Origin of the sequence: Sorangium sp. So ce385 (assembly GCF_051474135.1) — a bacterium.
GTDB lineage: Bacteria > Myxococcota_A > Polyangia > Polyangiales > Polyangiaceae > Sorangium > Sorangium cellulosum_D.
Window position 1 is genome coordinate 1,432,854 of sequence record NZ_CP150337.1, and the last position, 18,338, is coordinate 1,451,191.

15 protein-coding genes and 2 pseudogenes are annotated in these 18,338 nt (G+C 71.1%); 9 read left to right on the forward strand and 8 right to left on the reverse strand.

Annotation, left to right across the window (positions count from 1 at the left end; all coding sequences use genetic code 11):
- Window positions 1-4 precede the first annotated feature (4 nt).
- Window positions 5-1,063, reverse strand: coding sequence for an SDR family oxidoreductase (locus WME83_RS05335; protein WP_437318169.1), 1,059 nt, complete (start codon window positions 1,061-1,063; stop codon window positions 5-7).
- 127 nt (window positions 1,064-1,190) lie between these two features.
- Between WME83_RS05335 and WME83_RS05340 the strand changes: the two genes are divergently transcribed.
- The gene (locus WME83_RS05340) at window positions 1,191-2,081 is read left to right on the forward strand and encodes a LysR family transcriptional regulator (protein WP_437318170.1); all 891 of its coding nucleotides are present in this window, start codon (window positions 1,191-1,193) and stop codon (window positions 2,079-2,081) included.
- 26 nt (window positions 2,082-2,107) lie between these two features.
- Here the strand turns inward: WME83_RS05340 and WME83_RS05345 are convergent, their stop codons facing one another.
- Window positions 2,108-2,587 carry a VOC family protein gene (locus tag WME83_RS05345; protein WP_437318171.1) on the reverse strand — a complete coding sequence of 160 codons (480 nt, stop codon included), beginning with the start codon at window positions 2,585-2,587 and terminating at the stop codon, window positions 2,108-2,110.
- A gap of 295 nt (window positions 2,588-2,882) precedes the next feature.
- Between WME83_RS05345 and WME83_RS05350 the strand changes: the two genes are divergently transcribed.
- Window positions 2,883-3,263 carry a hypothetical protein gene (locus tag WME83_RS05350; RefSeq protein WP_437318172.1) on the forward strand — a complete coding sequence of 127 codons (381 nt, stop codon included), beginning with the start codon at window positions 2,883-2,885 and terminating at the stop codon, window positions 3,261-3,263.
- A gap of 44 nt (window positions 3,264-3,307) precedes the next feature.
- Here WME83_RS05350 and WME83_RS05355 read toward each other — a convergent pair whose 3' ends face one another.
- Entirely contained in the window at window positions 3,308-3,868 is a 561-nt protein-coding gene (locus tag WME83_RS05355) for a flavin reductase family protein (RefSeq protein WP_437318173.1), read from the reverse strand.
- 16 nt (window positions 3,869-3,884) lie between these two features.
- On the reverse strand, window positions 3,885-4,934 hold the full coding sequence (locus tag WME83_RS05360; protein WP_437318174.1) for an NAD(P)-dependent alcohol dehydrogenase: 1,050 nt from the start codon (window positions 4,932-4,934) through the stop codon (window positions 3,885-3,887).
- Between the two features lie 211 nt (window positions 4,935-5,145).
- Between WME83_RS05360 and WME83_RS05365 the strand changes: the two are divergent.
- The 5 genes and pseudogenes from WME83_RS05365 to WME83_RS05385 all read left to right on the forward strand — a co-directional run.
- Window positions 5,146-5,238, forward strand: a pseudogene (locus WME83_RS05365) (LysR family transcriptional regulator); the annotation flags it as partial.
- Window positions 5,239-5,415: 177 nt separating this feature from the next.
- Window positions 5,416-6,276 carry a hypothetical protein gene (locus tag WME83_RS05370; RefSeq protein ID WP_437318175.1) on the forward strand — a complete coding sequence of 287 codons (861 nt, stop codon included), beginning with the start codon at window positions 5,416-5,418 and terminating at the stop codon, window positions 6,274-6,276.
- Window positions 6,277-6,826: 550 nt separating this feature from the next.
- Window positions 6,827-9,055, forward strand: coding sequence for an McrB family protein (locus WME83_RS05375; protein ID WP_437318176.1), 2,229 nt, complete (start codon window positions 6,827-6,829; stop codon window positions 9,053-9,055).
- A gap of 16 nt (window positions 9,056-9,071) precedes the next feature.
- Window positions 9,072-10,622: a DUF2357 domain-containing protein gene (locus tag WME83_RS05380; RefSeq protein ID WP_437318177.1), complete on the forward strand. Its 1,551-nt coding sequence runs from the start codon at window positions 9,072-9,074 to the stop codon at window positions 10,620-10,622.
- 48 nt (window positions 10,623-10,670) lie between these two features.
- Window positions 10,671-11,092, forward strand: a pseudogene (locus WME83_RS05385) (hypothetical protein); the annotation flags it as partial.
- 14 nt (window positions 11,093-11,106) lie between these two features.
- Here the strand turns inward: WME83_RS05385 and WME83_RS05390 are convergent.
- Window positions 11,107-11,829: a TetR/AcrR family transcriptional regulator gene (locus WME83_RS05390; protein ID WP_437318178.1), complete on the reverse strand. Its 723-nt coding sequence runs from the start codon at window positions 11,827-11,829 to the stop codon at window positions 11,107-11,109.
- A gap of 36 nt (window positions 11,830-11,865) precedes the next feature.
- On the opposite strand from WME83_RS05390, the gene WME83_RS05395 reads away from it, so the two are divergent.
- Window positions 11,866-13,134: a carotenoid oxygenase family protein gene (locus WME83_RS05395; protein WP_437318179.1), complete on the forward strand. Its 1,269-nt coding sequence runs from the start codon at window positions 11,866-11,868 to the stop codon at window positions 13,132-13,134.
- A gap of 238 nt (window positions 13,135-13,372) precedes the next feature.
- On the opposite strand, the gene WME83_RS05400 is transcribed toward WME83_RS05395, so the two are convergent.
- Together WME83_RS05400 and WME83_RS05405 are read right to left on the reverse strand one after the other, a co-directional pair.
- Window positions 13,373-14,575 carry an aminoglycoside phosphotransferase family protein gene (locus WME83_RS05400; protein WP_437318180.1) on the reverse strand — a complete coding sequence of 401 codons (1,203 nt, stop codon included), beginning with the start codon at window positions 14,573-14,575 and terminating at the stop codon, window positions 13,373-13,375.
- Between the two features lie 112 nt (window positions 14,576-14,687).
- Complete coding sequence (locus WME83_RS05405; RefSeq protein WP_437318181.1) at window positions 14,688-15,611, reverse strand: RNA ligase family protein; 924 nt, start codon at window positions 15,609-15,611, stop codon at window positions 14,688-14,690.
- A 91-nt stretch (window positions 15,612-15,702) separates the two neighbouring features.
- On the opposite strand from WME83_RS05405, the gene WME83_RS05410 reads away from it, so the two are divergent.
- Complete coding sequence (locus WME83_RS05410) at window positions 15,703-17,607, forward strand: response regulator (RefSeq protein ID WP_437318182.1); 1,905 nt, start codon at window positions 15,703-15,705, stop codon at window positions 17,605-17,607.
- Window positions 17,608-17,722: 115 nt separating this feature from the next.
- Here WME83_RS05410 and WME83_RS05415 read toward each other — a convergent pair whose 3' ends face one another.
- Window positions 17,723-18,265: a hypothetical protein gene (locus WME83_RS05415; RefSeq protein ID WP_437318183.1), complete on the reverse strand. Its 543-nt coding sequence runs from the start codon at window positions 18,263-18,265 to the stop codon at window positions 17,723-17,725.
- Between the last annotated feature and the right edge of the window lie 73 nt (window positions 18,266-18,338).

The window sequence follows — 18,338 nt, forward strand, 5'->3', positions numbered from 1 at the left end:
GCCATCACGGGATGATCCTCCGCCGCCGGAGATCCTCGAAGATCCCCCGGAACATCGCCTCCGTCTCGACGTGCTCGTGGAAGCCGAACCGGCGCGCCTTCGAGCCGTCGGCGATCATGTCGTAGTCCCACGAGAACACCGCATCTCCGAAGCGCCACGACGACACGTCCCGGTAGGGGTGCCGCGCCAGGCCGTATTTCTCGATCATGGCGTTCCAGAGCGGCTCCTTGTCGGCCATGACGTCCGCGAGCGGCATCGGCAGCGGGGGCGCCGCTTCCATGTCGAACATGCGGGCGATCTTCGGCCACATCTCGCTCCAGCGGAACATGTCGCCGTTGTTGATGTTGAACGCCTGGTTCTTGCACGGCGCGCTGGTCGCCGCCCAGACCGTGGCCCTGCCGAGCAGTCGCGCGTCGGTCATCTCGATCAGCCTGTCGTAGGCGGCCGGCTTGCCGGGGAAGCGCAGGGGCAGCCCGAGCTCCTTCGACATCGCCGCGTAGACCGCGATGACCATGGCGAGGTTCATCGGGACGCCCAGCGCGAAGCCGCACACCACCGACGGCCGGAGGGCCGACCAGGACCAGGCCTTGCCCTTCTGCCGGGCCTCGAGGAACGCCTGCTGGTCGACGTTGAACTCGGGCGGCATGTGGTGCGCGTCGGTCTCGCGGGCCGGCGTCTTGAACGGGCCGAGGTGCGCGCCATAGACCTTGTAGCCCTGCATCAAGCTGATGTGCTGGAGGCCGCGCGCGACCGGCTCCACGGCCTCGACCACGTTGACGAGCATGGCGAGGTTGGGCGGCACGAGCTCGGCCCAGGTGGGCCGGTCCTGATAGGCGGCGTAGAAGATGTGCGTGACCTCGGCCAGGCCGCCGAGCTTCTTCCGGCAGTCGTCCCGGTCGAGCAGGTCGACGACCACGTGGCGGACGCGGCCCGCGGGCGCGCCGCCGCGCCGGGACAGGCCGATGACGTCCCATTCGCCGAGCGCCTCGAGGTGATCGATGAGGTTGCGGCCGATGATCCCCTGCGCGCCGACGACCAGGGCGACCTTGTTTTGAATGCTCATGGTTTGCTCCTGCTTCGAGGTCTCTCCGCGCCCCGTCCGTGCTCGCGAGCGCAGGGGAAAGGTGGAGCGCGGCGGCCAGGGCGAGTACGGGCTCGAGCCGCGCAACACCTTTCGATAAAATCGAAAGATGGGCGCGCTCCTCGAGATGCAGACGTTCTTGGAGATCGTCGATCGCGGCAGCCTCAGCGCGGCCGCGCGCTCGCTCGCGACCGTGCCGTCGACCGTCAGCGCGCGGCTCGCGGCCCTGGAGGCGCGGCTGGGCGTGCAGCTCGTGATCCGCAGCACGCGGCGGCTCCGCCTCACCGAGGAGGGCGAGCGCTACCTCGTCGACTGCCGCCGCATCCTCGACGAGATCGAGCGGAGCGAGGCGTGCATCCGGCGCGGGCAGAGCTCGCTGCGCGGCGGCCTGCGCATCACCGCGCCGTCCGATCTCGGGCGCGGCCGCCTGCGGGCCGTCCTCGAGGCGTTCCTGGAGGCGCACCCGCGCATCAGCGTGTACCTCCACCTCTCGGACGAGGTCGTCGACCTCGTGCGCGGGGGCTTCGACGTGGCGTTGCGCGTGGGACCGCTGCAGGGGAGCAGCCTGACCGCGCGCAGGCTCGCCACGGGGCACCGGGTCGTGTGCGCGGCGCCCGGCTACTGGGCTCGGCACCCGCGGCCGAGCGCGCCGGGCGATCTCGCCGATCACGACTGCCTGCTCTGGAACCCGGAGGGCCGGAACGAGGCGACGTGGACGTTCGCGGCGGAGGGCGAGGGGACGCAGGCGGTCCGCGTGCGGGGGCGGCGCAGCTCGAGCGATGGCGAGCTGGTCCGCGCGTGGGCGCTCGCCGGCCTCGGGGTCGCGCAGAAGTCCTTCTGGGACGTCGAGGGCGACCTCGAGGCGGGCCGGCTCGAGTCCGTGTTGAACCGGTTCGTGCGCGCGGCGGATCTGTCGGTCGTCTACCCGGCGGGCCGCCATCTCCCGCGCCGCGTCCGCGCCCTCGTGGACCATCTGGTGGAGAGCTTTCGGGGGCGATGAGCGGCGGCCCAGCGCCGCCGGGGGCTCTAGACGGCGGCTTCTTCGAGCCGCGCGATGTCGAGCTTCTTCATCTGCATCATCGCCTGCATGACCCGCGCCGCCTTGGCCGGGTCCGGGTGCTGGAGGAGCCGCGGCAGCGCCGAGGGGACGATCTGCCAGGACAGGCCGAACCTGTCCTTGAGCCACCCGCACTGGCTCTCGGCGCCGCCGCCTTCGGTGAGCTTGCTCCAGAGCTCGTCGACCTCCGCTTGCGTCTCGCAGGTGACGGCGAGCGAGATGGCCTCGTTGAACTTGAAGTGCGGGCCGCCGTTCATGGCGACGAAGCGCTGGCCCTCGAGCTCGAACTCGACGGTGAGGAGCGCGCCCTTGGGCCCCGGGCCCGCGTCGCCGCAACGGACCTCCTCGACGACGCGCGAGCGCTTGAAGACGGAGGTGTAGAGCCGCACGGCCTCCTCGGCGTTGTTGTCGAACCAGAGGAAGGTCTTGATCTTCTGCGGGGTGGTCATGGTCGTGGCTCCTGGCCGGGGTCGAGCCCGGCGGTGGGTGGGGGCGCGGTCACCGCGACCTCGCCTCGCCTGGATGTCGGAGCACGACGCGCGGGCTCGACATGGGGTCGAGATTTTTTTTCGGAGGGGTCGCCGGGGCGGAGGCCCCCTGGGGCGGGTCGCCGACCTGGGGGCGGGCCGCGGGGCGGCCGCCATCGCAGCCGGCGCGCGCGGCGGCGCGGGGAGCGGGCGTCGCGCCCGGATGAGCTCGCAGGTCGTGATGGAACCTCGTGGTGATCCGTGAGAGAGCACGCGCATGAGACACATCCTCGACCGCTCGATGGGGCTCCTCCTGGCCGCCGTGCTCTGCTGTGCTGCGTGCAGCGCCTCGCGGAACGAGCCTCCCGGCTCGAACGCGCCGCCGGCGCCGGATCCGGCCACGACGACGCCCACGGCCACCCCGACGGACGACTCGATCGCCGTGGGCAGCGACCCGTGCCAGAGCGACGCGGACTGCGTGCCCGTCTGCGGGTGCCACCCGGCCGCCTGCGTCGCGAAGGCGACGGCGCCCGCGTGCGAGGGAGGGATGATGTGCACGCAGGAGTGCCGGCCGGGGACGATGGATTGCGGCGGCGGCTGTCTTTGCCACGAGGGCCGGTGCGCGGCCCGGCTCGTCAACGCGCCGGCGGCGCGCTGAGCCGGGTGGGGCGCGCTGCCCCGGCGCTGCTCGCGGGCGGCGCGTCACAGCATGTCGGGACGGAAGCGCCGGCGATACCGGCGCGTGTTCTCCCCCGAGAGCATGAAGATGCCGTCGCCGCGGTAATGGATCGTGCGCGGGTAGCGCGGCGTGGTCGCGGCGTGCGCCTTGACCACCTCGAAGATGAAGAAGTTGTACGTCTTCACGAGCCGCGCGTCCGCGAGTCGGCACTCGAGGCTCGCGTAGCACTCCGCGATGAGCGGCGCCCCGACCGCCGCGCCGGGGACCGGCGTGAGCCCGAAGGCCGAGAATTTGTCCGTGTCGCGGCCCGAGCAGTTGCCGATGCCGACCACCGCCTCGGCGAGCTCCGCGGTGGGGACGTTGATCGCGCACTCCTTGCTCCGGCGGATCAGCTCGAAGCTGTGGTTCGCGCTGCTGATGACGCACCCGACCAGCGACGGCGTGAACTCCATGACCGTGTGCCAGCCTATGGTCATGATGTTGGTCTCGCGCCGCCACGCCGAGCTGACGAGCACGATCGGGCCGGGCTCGAGGAACCGACGGATCTCGGCGACCGGGAAATCTTTCTTGGGATAGGCCTTCATCGGCGCGTCGCGCCGCTCACGCGGATCGGAGAGACGCCATGTCGATGGAGAAGCGGTACTTCACATCGGACTTGAGCAGCCTCTCGTAGGCTTCGTTGACCTTCTGGATGGGGATGATCTCGACGTCGGCGGTGATGTCGTTCGCCGCGCAGAAATCGATCATCTCCTGGGTCTCGGCGATGCCGCCGATGTTCGAGCCGGAGAGGCTGCGGCGCCCCATGATGAGCCCGAACGCGGCGACGCTCAGGGGCTTCGCGGGCGCCCCGATGAGGGTCATGTTGCCGTCGCGGCGGAGCAGGTTGAGGAAGGCGTTGACGTCATGGTCCGCGGAGACGGTGTCGAGGATGTAGTCGAGGCTGCCGGCGTGCTTCTGCATCTCGCTCGCATCGCGGGAGACGACGACCTCATCGGCGCCGAGACGGAGCGCGTCCTCCGTTTTGCCGTGCGAGGTGGTGAAGACGACGACGTGCGCCCCGAACGCGCGGGCGAACTTCACGCCCATATGGCCCAGCCCGCCGAAGCCGACCACGCCGACCTTCTTGCCCTTCCCGACGCCCCAGTGGCGCAAGGGCGAATACGTGGTGATCCCGGCGCAGAGGAGCGGGGCCGCGCTGGCAAGGTCGAGGTTCGAGGGGACGCGCAGGACGTAGCGCTCATCGACGACGATGCTGTCGGAGTAGCCGCCGTACGTGACGCCCCCGAGGTGCTTGTCCGGGGAGCCGAAGACGATGATCTGGTTCGGGCAGAACTGCTCCAGCCCTTCCATGCAGCTCGGGCAGGTCCTGTCCGAGTCGACGATGCAGCCGACCGCGGCGAGGTCGCCGGGCTTGTACCTAGTGACCGCCGAGCCGACCTCGGCGACGCGGCCGACGATCTCGTGGCCCGGCACGATGGGGTAGACCGCGCGGCCCCACTCGTTGCGGGCGGCGTGGAGGTCGGAGTGGCAGATTCCGCAGAAGAGGATCTCGATCTGCACGTCGTGCGCGGTCGGATCGCGCCGCGGGATCTGGGTGGGGGCCAGCGGCGATGTCGCGCTGGCGGCGGAGTAAGCCTTCGAGGTGTACATGGTTCGATGCTCCTCGTGACTGGGGTTGCTCGCGGCGATCTGCGGTCGATCGGCTGCGTGCAGGCCTGGGACGGGCGACGCCCTGCGCGCTTTGCGTGACCTCTTCGCTGTTCCTGTTTCCGTGGGTTCGTGCCGTCGAGCCCCGCGCACGAAGAAAAGTACGCCCCGGTCCCGCCGAGGGCCGGGCGCCGCGGAGCGGATGGGCCGTTGAGAGCTGGAGCGGGGCCGCAGGACGTGGCGCGTGCCGGTGCGCGGTGGCGTGGTCACCAGCGACAGCCAGCTGAGCGTGGCCATGGCCGAGGAGTGAAGGCCCGTGCCCTGGCGTCGGGGCGCACGCAGGCCACACGGCGTGACGGATCGGGGGCGCTGCCCGGAATTCAAGAGTGAGACGCGTCTGCTCTGGCGCTTGCGGGACCCGCCGCACGCGCCTGGCACGCCGCCTCAAGGTTCAGCATGGCCGTACTACCCGAGAGACTACCCGATGCCCTCAGTCACCCATGAAGCTCTGGTGGAGCTGTTCAAGAACCGGCCGACGCTGGCCGCCGAGCTGCTGCACGACGCGCTCGGCCAGCCGGTCCCGGCCTTCACGGAGGCGCGCCTCGAACCCGCCGACCTCACCGAGATCCTGCCCTCTGACCGGCGCGCGGACGTCATCGTCGTGCTGCTGGTCGGCGAGCAACGTAGGCCCGCGACGGCCATCGTGGTCGAGGTTCAGCTCGGCGTCGACGCGAACAAGCCGTACGTCTGGCCGGTCTACGTCACCCAGACGCGGGCCCGGCACCGCTGTCCGACCCGGCTGCTGGTCGTGACGATCGACGCGGCGATGGCCCAGTGGTGCTCGAGGCCGATCGACACGGGCCACCCCGGCTTGACGCTGACGCCGCTGGTGCTCGGGCCGGAGGGTGTCCCCGTCGTCACGGACGCCGAGCAGGCGAGGGCGGCGCCCGAGGTGGTGGTGCTGTCGGCGATGGCGCACGGACAGGGCGAGGCGGGGGAGGCGATCGGCGTGGCGTTCCTGGCAGCTGCAGCCGGGCTCGATGAGGAGCGCCGCGCCCTGTACGCGGACGTGGTGCTATCCTCGCTGAACGAAGCGGCGAGGCGGATGTTGGAGGCGATGATGAAGAGCGGATACGAGTTTCAGAGTGAATTCGCGCGCAGCTACGTGGCGAAGGGCGAGGCGCGAGCGGTCCTCGCCTTCCTCGAGGCCCGCGGGCTGGAGGTCCCCGCCGACGTGCGGGAGCGCGTCCTTGCGAGCACCGACCTCGCCGAGCTGGACCGCTGGATCCGCCGCGCCGCCGTCGTCACCGACGCGCGGGAGCTCCTCGCCACGAACGGCTCCTAAGGGGACGCCGCGGGCCCCCACCCCGAGCCGCCCCCAATCCCGTTCGCCTCGTCGTACCTCCCGCTCGCCCAGCCCCAGCTGGCACGTCGGGCCGCCGCGCCGCCGAGGCTCGGCGGGCCGGTCACGCTCCCTCCTGCCGCTTCTGTCGCCGCGACCCCGCGGGCGCCGCCCCGGCCCTCGCCGCGGGCGCCACGCCGGCGGACCCCTCCGGCGCCGCCCCAGGCGTCCCCGCCGCCGCCGTGCTCGCCGGTGCAGCGCGCGAGATGACCGCCGGACCCGGAACTCGGCATCGCTATCCGACCCGGCTGCTCGTTGCGACGATCGACGATGCGGCTTCCCCCTGGCTCCTCAGGGACCTCGGCCCGACGATGCGCCATCCCGACACGTCACGACCGGCGGAGCCGCTCGCGATGTACCGGGAGCACGCGGCGAGAGAGCATCCTGGGCGGACGAGGCCGCGGGATCGCTACCGCGAGCGCCGGCCGTCTGCGGTAGCATCGGCGCATCATGGCTCAAAGGCGGAGGCCTGTCTCGGGCACCGGAGGCAAGCGTGTCGAGCAAGCGTGTTGAGGTCAGGACCCCGGACGAGATCCGGGCGTCGGTTGCCCGGTTCAACCAGCAGGCAAGAGCAGCGGCGGCACGTGTGCGCGCCCTGCTGCGCTCCACGAAGTACTGGGTCTTCGATCCGACGACCGGCGAGTTCGGGCCGGGCAAGTTTGTCGGCTTTGCCGGGATCGACCTCGACGTCTACGAGGCCTCTCTGCGGGGCGAGGTCGGTGGGGCGCCGTTCGATGGCAACTTCACGTGCCGCGCGATCGAGAAAGCCCTCGACATGGAGTTCACCACCGATCCGCACATGGCCGCGCGCCTGGTCGCCTGGGGCGAGGCTCTCCTCGGCGCCGGAGCGTTCGAGGGAGCACGGGGCGGGCAGACCACATGGAAGTTCGTCGCGCTTCCGGCGAGCACGCCGAAGCACTGGAAGATCGCTCCCGGGGAGCAGGCGACGTTCTGGGACGAGAACCGCGAGAGCGGCATCATCGCCGTCGGGTGGGGTGAAGCCGGCGATCCTCGATCCGTCGAGTCCAGGGGGGCGCTCGAGGCGCATTACACCAGGGTGTTCAAATACACGAAGGAGAAGGCTCAGGCCAACGTGCGCATGGTCTGGTGGTTCCTGCGCGACATCAAGCCGGGCCACATCATCGTGGCGAACCAGGGGCAATCGAAGGTCGTCGGACGCGGCGTGGTGCTCGGGCCGCCTGAGTTCCGAGGCGAGCGCGGTGAGTACGCGAACTGCCTGCCGGTCCACTGGTTCGACACACAGAAACGTGACATCGCCCGACAGAAGCATTGGTTTGCGACCGTCTTGCCGATGACAGCCGAGGTGTACGAGGCGCTTTTCGGGGCCCTCGAGGAGGGGGAGGCCATGGAAGGCGACCCGGCTGGAGGCGCCGAAGACAGCAGCGCGGCGGAGGGCAGCCGGCGGCCTGATATCTATGGTTACCTGCGGGACTGTGGGCTCCACTTCCCGGCGGAGCTGGTCACCACCTACCTCCTGTCTCTCAAGACCAAACCGTTCGTCATCTTCTCCGGCATCAGCGGCACCGGCAAAACCAAGCTCGCCCAAGCCGTCGCCGAGTGGGCTGGCAGCGAGGAGGGGGGAGACCTCAAGGAAGAAAAGGAGCACGAGGCGCGCGAGATGGAGCCCGTCCGGCGCCATGAGTTCATCTCCGTCCGGCCCGACTGGCTCGACGGCAAGGAGGTGCTCGGTTTCTACAATGTCTTGACCGAGGCGTACACAACGCGACCCTTCTTGAGCCTGCTTCTCCGCGCCCATCGCGATCCAGGGAAGCCGCACTTTGCCATCCTCGACGAGATGAACCTGGCCCGCGTCGAGCACTACTTCGCCGATCTCCTCTCGGCTACCGAGTCCCGCACGCTGCGCGGAGGTAAGCTGCAGCAAGAAGCCCTCCACCTTCACGACGAACAACGCTGCTTACCGCTCGTCCGGCCCGAGGGATGGCAGCGCCCTGCGCGCTGCGCCTCCTGCAGAGCGAGGGAAGAGGAGGTGGACGGCTGCCCGCTGCACTTCGAGGGCGTGCAGCTGGTCCCGCCTCGCCTCAAGATGCCGCCCAACGTCTACATCACCGGTACGGTCAACATCGATGAGACCACCCATACGTTCTCGTCCAAGGTGCTCGACCGGGCCAATGTTATCGAGTTCAACGAGGTGGATCTCCTCGGGTACGGCCAGCAAGCGGAACCAGGCCGCTTCACGCTGAAGAATGGCCGGCTTGACCTCGGGGTCGCGACGCCGGCCCGACAGGACGATTTCCTCGATTTGCCGGATCGAGCGCGCACGACGCTCGCGGCGCTCAACGGGATCCTCAGGGGCTCCAACCTGCACTTCGGTTATCGCGTGGCCAACGAGATCGCGCTCTACGTGAAGAACGCGGTGGAGCACGTCGGACCGAACGCGGTGGACACGGCGCTCGATCTGCAGGTGCTCCAGAAGGTGCTGCCCAAGCTCCACGGCTCGAAGCAAAAGCTCCTTGAGCCGCTCCGGCGCCTGCTGCTGTTCGCTGTTCTCGGCAACGACGTGGAGAAGGACCGCGATGCCCAGGAGCTCGACAGGATCGAGGAGGCCCTCCGGAGAGGGGAGCCTGTGCCGCCGCCGGTCGAAGGAGAGGCCGAGCGCGTGGTGATGACGCGCTCGGCCGCCAAGCTGTCGTGGATGCTGCGTACGCTCCGAGCGCAGGGATTCGTCTCGTTCCTCGAATGAGGGGAATGGAGCTGCCGTGATCCAGATCTACGATGCCGGGAGCGGCGACCCCGTTCACCAGGACGCAACGGGCGCCTTCGTGGTCCACGACCAGCGCACCTATCTGCTCCGTTCCGAGGAACCGCTGGGTGCAGGAACGCGCCACCTCACGATCCAGCCCGGCTCAAGCGGCAGGGTCGCCACGCTCTGTTTCAACAACTACGTGGGGCTGGCGCAGGTCGCCGGGTTGCGCTTCCGGGTGCGGCACGCCAAGCTCACCGAACCTGCGTTCACCGCGATGCTCGACGGGGTGGTCCGCGACGTGGCCGATCTTGCCTTCGACTACGGCTCGCCGACGACCTTGCCCTTCGAGCGCGATCTCCGCTCGTCCTCTCAGGACGTCCTCTATCATGCCCTGGCGTATCTCCGGCATGTGATGCGCCGCGTGGACGGCGAAGACCAACTCGCTGGGCACTTCCTCCAGATCGCCCGGCATCCGCATCGCCGGGTGGAGCCCGAGGCACGCTGGGTACCGGTGGAACGTGCCGCGCACATCGGGCCCGGAGGCCTGCTTGCGGTCATCGGTCATCCGAAGCGGCTTGGGCGCCTCCGACCTGGATCGAGGCTCGCGGAAACCGGGCTGGGCCGTCGGCTGAGCCGGCATCAGCCGGTGTTCCCGGTCAGCGCCCTGGTCTCCGACCCGACGGAGGGCTTCGATACGCACGAGAACCGGCTCGTGCTTCACGTCCTTCGGCTGGCGTCGGACATCCTCGACGCCTTCGACGGGCGGGACGTCGTGAACCCCGATCTCGGGCACGACGTACGCGCGATGCGCGAGGAGATCGACTGGATGCTGTCCTTCGACTTCCTGCGCGAGGTCGGCCCGATACAGATCGTCCCGTCGCAATCCTCGGTGCTCCAGCGCCGGGAAGGGTACCGGGAGTTCCTCGGGCACTTCGTCCGGTTGTCGCTCTCCTCGGTCTTGGCCGGCGACCGCGATCGCTGGCACGCTCTGCTCGATTTGAAGAACGGGGCCTTGCTCTATGAGCTGTGGTCCTTCTTCGAGGTCAAGCGGGCGCTCGACGCGCTCTTGGGGAAGCCCGAGAGCGCCGATCTCGCCGAAACCGACGAGAAGCGCCGGAAGGTGCCCTGGTCGGCTCGGCTCCGCTACCGCCGTGGCGAGGTCGAGCTCGTGTACAACGGGAGCTATCGCCGGGGATCCGGCTCCTATTCCGTGAGGCTTCGCCCCGACGTTGTTGTCCGAGCGCGGCGCCCCGAGGGCTGGAAGGCTCTGATCCTGGACGCCAAGCTCAAATTCGATGGCGACCGCCTCGACGAACTGGAGGATGACGATCCTTCCGGCTGGGATCGGTCGGTCACCCGCGAGGACCTCTACAAGATGCACACGTACCGCGACGCGATTCGAGAAGCGGTCGGTGCGTTCGTGCTCTACCCGGGCTCCCGGCGGGCGACATACCCCGAAACCGCGGACGGCCGACGCTGGAATGGTATCGGCGCCGTCCCGCTCGAACCTGGTCGGGCAACAGGACAGCTACGGGCGCTGCTCGAAGATTTCCTGGATCCGTGAACGGCGATCCTGAGCCGGCGACGAGCAAGCTGAGCGCGGACCGGGACGGCGCCCGAGGTGGTGGTGCTGTCGGCGATGGCCTACGGACAGGGCGAGGCAGGAAGGCGATCGGCGTGGCGTTCCCGGCGGCAGCAGCCGGGCTCAATGAGGAGCGCCGCGCCTTGTACGCGGACGTGGTGCTATCCTCGCTGAACGAAGCGGCGAGGCGGATGTTGGAGGCGATGATGAAGAGCGGATACCAGTATCAGAGTGAATTCGCGCGCAGCTACGTGGCCAAGGGCCGGCAGGAGGGCAGCATTGAGGCCAAGGCGCAGGCCGTGCTCGCCGTGCTAGAGACCCGCGGGTTGGAGATCCCCGCCGACGTGCGAGAGCGCGTCCTCGCGAGCACCGATCTCGCCGAGCTGGACCGCTGGATCCGCCGCGTCGCCGTCATCAGCGATGCCCGGGAGCTCCTCGCCGCGAACGGCTAGGTCGGCCTGGCCGGTCACGTTCCCGCCTGTCGCTTCCGCCGCCGCGCCCCCGCCGTCGCCGCGCCAGCCGCCCCCGCCGGCGCCGCGCTCGCCGGTGCGCCCGCCGCTGACGGCTCCCCCGTCCGCGGCCTCAGCCCCTCCATGAGCAACCCGCTCACCAGGCTCGCGAGCTGCGCCGCCTCGACCGGCTTGTCGTACCTTCCGAGCTGCCCCTGCGTCAGCAGCACCGCCAGCCCGTGCATGCTCGACCACAGCACCAAAGCGAGCTGCATCGGATCCCCCCCGCGCAGGATCCCCGCCGCCTGCCCCTCCGCGATGCTGGCCATCGTCGCCCCGTGGCCCTCGGCGCGCGCCCGCACGAGATCCGGCGCGCTCTCCTTCACCGTGTCATACGGCGCGTACATCACCCGGAACGCCGCCGGGCGCTCCACCGCGAACACCACATACGCCTCCGCGATCGCGCGCAACCGCGCGATCGGATCCGCGCCCGCCGCCGCCACACGCGGCCTCAGGAGCTCCCCGAAGGCGCGGAAGCCCTCGACCGCGACGGCCGCCAAGAGCTCCTCCTTCGTCTCGAAATGACGGTACGGCGCGCGGGGGCTGACGCCGAGCTCCCGGCCCAGCGCTCGCAAGGAAAGGTCCTCCGCCCGCTGATGCTCGAGCGTCCGCAACGCAGCGTCGACAAGCGCCTGACGCAGATCGCCGTGATGATAGGTGCCAGTTTTCTTCCTCTTCACGCTCGACATTTCGCTCCCGGAGTATACAGTGCATACATGACGAACACGGACGCGACCTCGGCCACGGACTCGTCGCCATTTCACCTGGCCGGCGCCTTCGCCCCCGTGCGCGAGGAGCGGACCGACCTCGATCTCGAGGTGCTCGGCGAGATCCCGGCGGATCTCCGCGGCACGTACGTGCGCAACGGGCCGAATCCTCGGACCGGGTGGTCGCCGGCGTGGTTCGCTGCGGAGGGGATGCTCCACGGCGTGCGCCTGGAGGACGGCCGCGCGCGCTGGTACCGAAACCGCTGGATCGCCGGCATCTACGCGAACACGAGCGTGATCCGGCACGCCGGGCGGATGCTCGCGCTCGTCGAGGCGATGCCGCCGGTCGAGGTGACCGGAGACCTGGAGACCGTGGGGACCTACGATTTCGGCGGAGCGCTCGGCGGCCCGATGACCGCTCACCCGAAGATCTGCCCGCGCACCGGAGAGCTGCTCTTCTTCTCCCAGGGGCACTCGCGCCCGCACCTCACGTACTATCGCGCAGACGCCGCGGGCCGCGTGGTCCACCGCGCGCCGATCGACGTCCCCGCGATGACGTTCATGCACGATTTCGCGATCACCGAGCGATACGTCCTCTTCTACGTCCTGCCGGTGCTGTTCGGCGATGTGCGCTCGGCGGTGCCGCTCCGGTGGGACGACGACTTCCCCGCGCGCGTCGGCGTCCTGCCCCGCGACGGCGGCAACGAGGACATGCGATGGTTCGATGTCGCGCCCTGCACGATCAGCCACACCGTCAACGCCTTCGAGGACGGCAATGCGATCGTGCTCGACGCGGTGCGCGCGCCGCGGATCATGGCGCCGCACGCGCTCCACCGGTTCACGTTCGACCTCGCCAGCGGCCGCGCCGCCGAGTCCGAGCTGGATCCGCGGTTCCTCGACTTCCCGCGCGTGCACCCGGCGGTCGTCGGCGCCCGCCATCGCCGCGCGTACACGACCGAGCTCTGCGACTTCCGCCCCGACGGCGGCTTCTCGCGGACCATCGCGCGAAGGCTCGACCTCGAGACCGGCGCGGCGATCGCTCACGACTTCGGGGACGGCGCGATGCCCGGCGAGTGCGCCGTCGCGCCGCGGCCAGGGAGCGCCGCCGAGGACGATGCCTGGGTGATCCTGTTCGTCCACCGCCGCGACGGCGCCGCGACCGAGCTCGTCATCCTCGACGCCGCGAGGTTCGCGTCGCCTCCTGTCGCGCGCGTCCGCCTGCCGTGCCGCGTCCCGTTCGGGCTCCACGGCGAATGGCTCCCCGACGCGGCGGCCTAGAGCGGTTTGCAGCTGAGACTGGCACACTGTCCTCCGCCTTTCGTTGCTGCCTTCCGCCTTCCGTCTCTCGTACCGGTCTCTCGTACCGGTCTCTCGTACCCGTCTTCCGTCTTCCGTCTTCCGTGCTCGTCCTTCGTGCGCGTGCGCGTGCGCGTGCGCGATTCCCGGGAATCTGCGAGCACGAGAGACGAGCACGAGAAACGGAGAACGGCTTCATCAAACCCGAGCGAAAACCGCTCTAAGGGCGCCAGCGCACCATCTCGGCGGTTCGCTCGAGCCACTCCAGCACATCCTTGGCGTGGTAGGGGTGCTCCGACGGCTCGATGCCGTCGAGGAACGTGCGGTAGATGACCGCTTGGCGGGCAGCGGCGACGGGGGCGAGCAGCTCGGCGGCGCGCTCGGGGTCGGACCCCGGGACCGCGACGCGCCACGCGCGGCCCCAGAGGCTCCGGAGCGGGCCCACCGCGCCCGGCGGAACCCGCGTGAGGAACGCCGGCTGATCGAGCAGCGGGTGCCCGACGCCGCTGTCGCCCCAGTCCAGCAGCGCGACCGACGTCGCGTCGCCGCGGGCGTTGCCAGGATGGAAGTCGCCGTGGACGAGCGTGTCGGGCAAACCGGCCTCCGCCAGGCGACGGAAGCGCTCCGGCAGGCCATCGACGAACCCGTCGAGGGTCGCCCGATCGCCGGCGGACAACTCGGGCGTGCGCTCCACCGCGTCGGCGATGAGCCGTGTCAGGGTCGCCCCGCGGAAGTCCGGCAGCCCCAGCCCGAGGAGCTCGTCGACCTGCCGGCTCGTGTCGCGCTGCAGCCCGACCAGCAGCGCGACCAGCCGCTCCAGGATCGGCAGCTCGGCGTGATACAGATCCTCGCCCGGGAGCTCCGGCATGAGGATCCGCCGGCCGTCGTGGCCGAGGAGCGCCGGCACGGGCCCGCCCGCGAGCCGCGCGATGAGCGCCCCCTCGTGCCCGAAGAACGGCGGGACGTGCTTCAGCCAGAACGTCTGGCCTCCGGCGCGGAGCCGCCACACGCTCGACAGGTTCCAGGACCGGATCTGCTCCGCGGGCGCCGTGCGCGAGAGGCCCCGAGCGCGCAGGACCGAGTCCGCCCAGGCGAGGTCGCCGGAAGGCCCGCCCGGCCGCGCCCACGGCTGCCGGAGCGGGTGATCGTCGAGCGCCCCGCGCCACGGCGCGACGCCGGGCGGCGGCGGCGCCTCGGCCTCGACGAGGTAGGTGACGCCCCCGCCGTGGGGAGCCGGGAGCTCGGTGGCGAGGATCCGGAGGACCGTCACCGCGATGCCGAAGCGCTCGCGAGCCCCCTGGATGACCGCTCCGGTCTCCTGCCACCACGGCGTCGCGACCGGATAGGGGGGCAGCGCGCCCAGGAGCTCGCCCGCCCTGGTGACGAGGACGAGTCGAACGATGCGCGGCGGCTCGGTCTGCACGGGGCGGATGATAGCCAAGGGCCGGCGCCGGTCGAGCGCGCGGATCCGTGACGGACGGCGGCGCTCCCGCGAGGAGAGGCGACTCCGATGCTCGCCCGAACACCGATCTCGTCTAGAGCGGATACGCCGCGACGGCCGCCCTGACGGCGCGCTCGAGCGCCTCGCCGTCCTCGCGCGAGAGGGCGCGCATCGCGCCCGGGAACGCCGCTTCGAGGTCGACGAGCACGTCGAGCGCCGCCTCCGCATCGACGGCCGCGCGATCGTGGCGCCCGACCTTCGAGGCCGCGGAGGCCAGGCGCGGGCCGTTCGCGAGCCGCTCGCCCCAGCGGACCAGCGTGGGCAGATCCACCGGGCGCTCCGGATTCCACGGCGCGCTCTCGTCGAAGCGGTCCTCGCGCATCTCGGCGATCTTGCGCTTGAGCGCCATGTACGCGCCCGCCGGCATGCGGACATCGGGCTTGGCGACCAGCCCCTCCGCGAGGTTGGCCGGGCCGAGCGGCGGCAAGCCCAGGGCGGACGCGACGCGCGACGGGAAGCGCTCGGGCAGGGCGGCGACCTCCGCCTTGCGCCCGCGGGCGAGGAGCGGGGGCATCATCAGCCCCGCCGCGGCGGCGACCGGCGCCGCCTCGCTGAAGGCGAGGAACGCGTCCTCGCCGCCGTCGATGGCGCGGAGCTCGAAGAGCGCCCACCGCAGATCGGGCGCGTACCAGACGCCGGTCTGCACCGGAATCACGCCGCCAGCGGGGACGTCCGGGTGGGGATAGCCGCCGCCGAAGAGCTCGCCGTAGAGGACGATCCGCTCCGCCCCGACCGCCGCGAACGCCGCGCGGGCGGCGTCCCGGAGCGACGCGCGGAGGAGCTGCCAGCCGAAGAACGGGTCCTCGTCCCGGAGCCACTCCTTGCGCTTGCCGAAGCGGACGCCGGCCGCGTCGACGCCGATCACGAGCTGCGCGCCGTGGATCTTCTCGAGCGCGACCCACGTCGGAGCATCGCTCGCCCCGAGGCACGGCATCTTGGGAAAGGCGAGGAACTCCATTGCGCGACGATAACGCGGGTGCCGCCGCCCGCGCGAGGTGCTTGACTTCCGGGAAAGCCTTCGAGTTCTTTGGTCGAAGGGGGGGTCACCTATGTCCGCCGAATCCAGCCAGGCTCCGCCGGCGCCGCGCTTTCGCCTTCTCTTGATCGAGGACAGCGCCATCGCGGCCTCGATCGTCCAGAGCCACCTCGACGCCGTGCCGTGGCAGCGCGCCGAGCTCGCGCACGCGGAGACGCTCGCGGCGGGGCTCGCGCGCGTGAAGGAGGGGTGGGACGTCGTCCTCCTCGACCTCTCCCTGCCCGACGGGGAGGGCCTGGAGGTGGTCGAGCGCATTCGCGACGTGGACGCGCACGTGCCGATCGTGGTGCTGACCGGCCACGACGACGTGCGCCTCGCGGAGCGCGCGCTCGGCGCGTCGGTGCAGGATTACCTCGTGAAGCGCAGCCTCGACGCCGACGCGCTGTGGCGCGCCATCCGCTATGCGGTCAGCCGCCAGCAGCTCGTGACGCAGCTCGCGCGGACCATGGCGGAGGCGCGGGAGAACGAGGCCAACCTGCACCAGCTCATCGCCCGGAGCGCCGACGGGGTGATCGTGCTCGACCCCGGCGGGGCGGTGCTGTTCGCGAACCCCGCCGCGGAGGCGCTGCTCGGCGAGGGGCGCCTCGTCGCCGGGCGGGGCTGCCCGGTGGCGCTGCCCGCCGGCGAGACGAGCCTGGAGCTCGGCGGGCACACGGTCTTCATCGATGTTCGATGGGTCGACGTGGACTGGCAGGGGCGGCCCTCGCGCATGGCGCTCCTGCGCGACGTGACCGGGCGGCGCCGGGCCGAGGAGCTCAGGCTGCGGCTCGAGCGCACCGAGCGGCTCGCCGCGGTCGGCCAGCTGGCGGCGGGCGTGGCCCACGAGATCAACAACCCGCTCGCGTACGTGGTGGCGAACCTCGAGCTGCTCGCCCGCGAGATCCGGCGCCTCTCCAGCCAGGGCGCGGCCACGGCGCACCTCGCCCAGCCGCTCGACGACGCCCGCCACGGCGCGGCGCGGGTGATGCACATCGTCCGGGATCTCGGGGTGTTCGCGCGCAGCGAGGCGAATGAGGCGATCGGGCCGACGGACGTCAACGCGGTGATCGAGGGCGCGCTCAACATCGTGCACGCCCAGATCAAGCACCGCGCGCGCGTGGTGCGCGAGCTCGCCCCGGTCGCGCGCGTGGGCGGGGCCGAGGGGCGCCTCACGCAGGTCTTCGTGAACCTGCTGATCAACGCGGCGCAGGCGATCCGGGAGGGGCGCGTCGCCGACAACCTCGTCGAGGTGCGCACCCGCCAGCAGGGCCGCGAGGTCGTCGCGGAGGTCGTGGACTCGGGCTGCGGCGTGGCCGAGGAGCACATGCCCCGGCTGTTCGAGCCGTTCTTCACCACGAAGCGCGCGGGCGAGGGGACCGGGCTCGGGCTCGCGATCTGCCGGAGCATCGTCGAGTCGTGCGGCGGGAGCATCGGGATCAGCAGCAAGGCCGGCGTGGGCACCTGCGTCCGCGTCCGGCTGCCGGTCTGGACGAGCGCCGAGCCCGCGGCGCTGCCGGCGCCGGCGCGCGACGAGGGGCCGGCGCGGCGCGCCCGAATCCTCGTCGTGGACGACGAGCCGCTCATCCTGCGGGCGCTCGGGGGGCTGCTCGGGTCATCGCACGAGGTCGTGTGCGTGGGCTCGGGCGCGCAGGCGCAAAGGACGCTCCGGCGGGACGCGGGCTTCGATGTCGTGCTCTGCGACCTCGTGATGCAGGAAGGCTCGGGGATAGAGCTCCACGAGTGGATCGAGGCGGAGCTGCCGGCGCTCGCGGACCGGGTGCTGTTCATGACCGGAGGCGGGACGAGCGAGGTGAGCCGGCGGTTCCTGGCGGCGTACGGGGGGCGCGTGCTGCCGAAGCCGATCGAGCCGGCGGAGCTGATCCGCCGGGTCGAGGCGCTGCTGCCGGCGAAGGCGGCGGAGCCGGCGGCGGGGACGTAGCGGCGAGGTCTCGGGACCGGAGCACGAGCGCGACCTGCTTCGAGCTTCGCTCGATCCGTGCACCGAAAACGACGCGCGCCGTGGCCTCGCCGATCGCACGCGCGCGCCGCGGGGCTCACATTCCGCCGCAGGCCTCGAACTCCGCTTTGCACGCGTCCATGCCCGCCTGCTGCACGCACGGCGCGCAGTCCGCCGTGATGCCCCCGCCGGCGCACTCCACCTCGCACTCGTCCGCGCACACGCCCGCCGCGCAGACGCAGGCGATGAGCGCGTCCGTCTCGGCGTCCTGCAGCATGTCCGCGCCCGGATCGCAGCCTTGCACGCACGCGCAGCAGATGCCGTCGCCCGCACAGCACCCGTCGCCGCGCCCCAGGGGACAGGCGCAGTCGCTCCCGTCCGCGTCCATGCACGCCCCGTAGGCGCTGCCGTCGGGGAGGCACGTCGCGACGCCCGGACCGCTCACGGCGTGACAGGTGCAGGACATGGTCGATCCGGGCACGCACGACGTCCCGGTGGCCGAGCTGGCGCTCGTCGAGCTGGCGCTCGTCGAGCTGGCGGCCGACCCGCCGCTCCCGGTCGGGTCCGGGTCGGTCGTCGTCGAGCCGCACGCGGCCGCGAGCGCTGCGGCGATCAAGCAGAGGACAAGGTGGTTTCGCATGACCTCCCCCTATAGCGCGCCGGCGGCGCGGCCGTCGAGGACCGCCGCCGCGCTCCTCCGGAGAGCGCGCCAC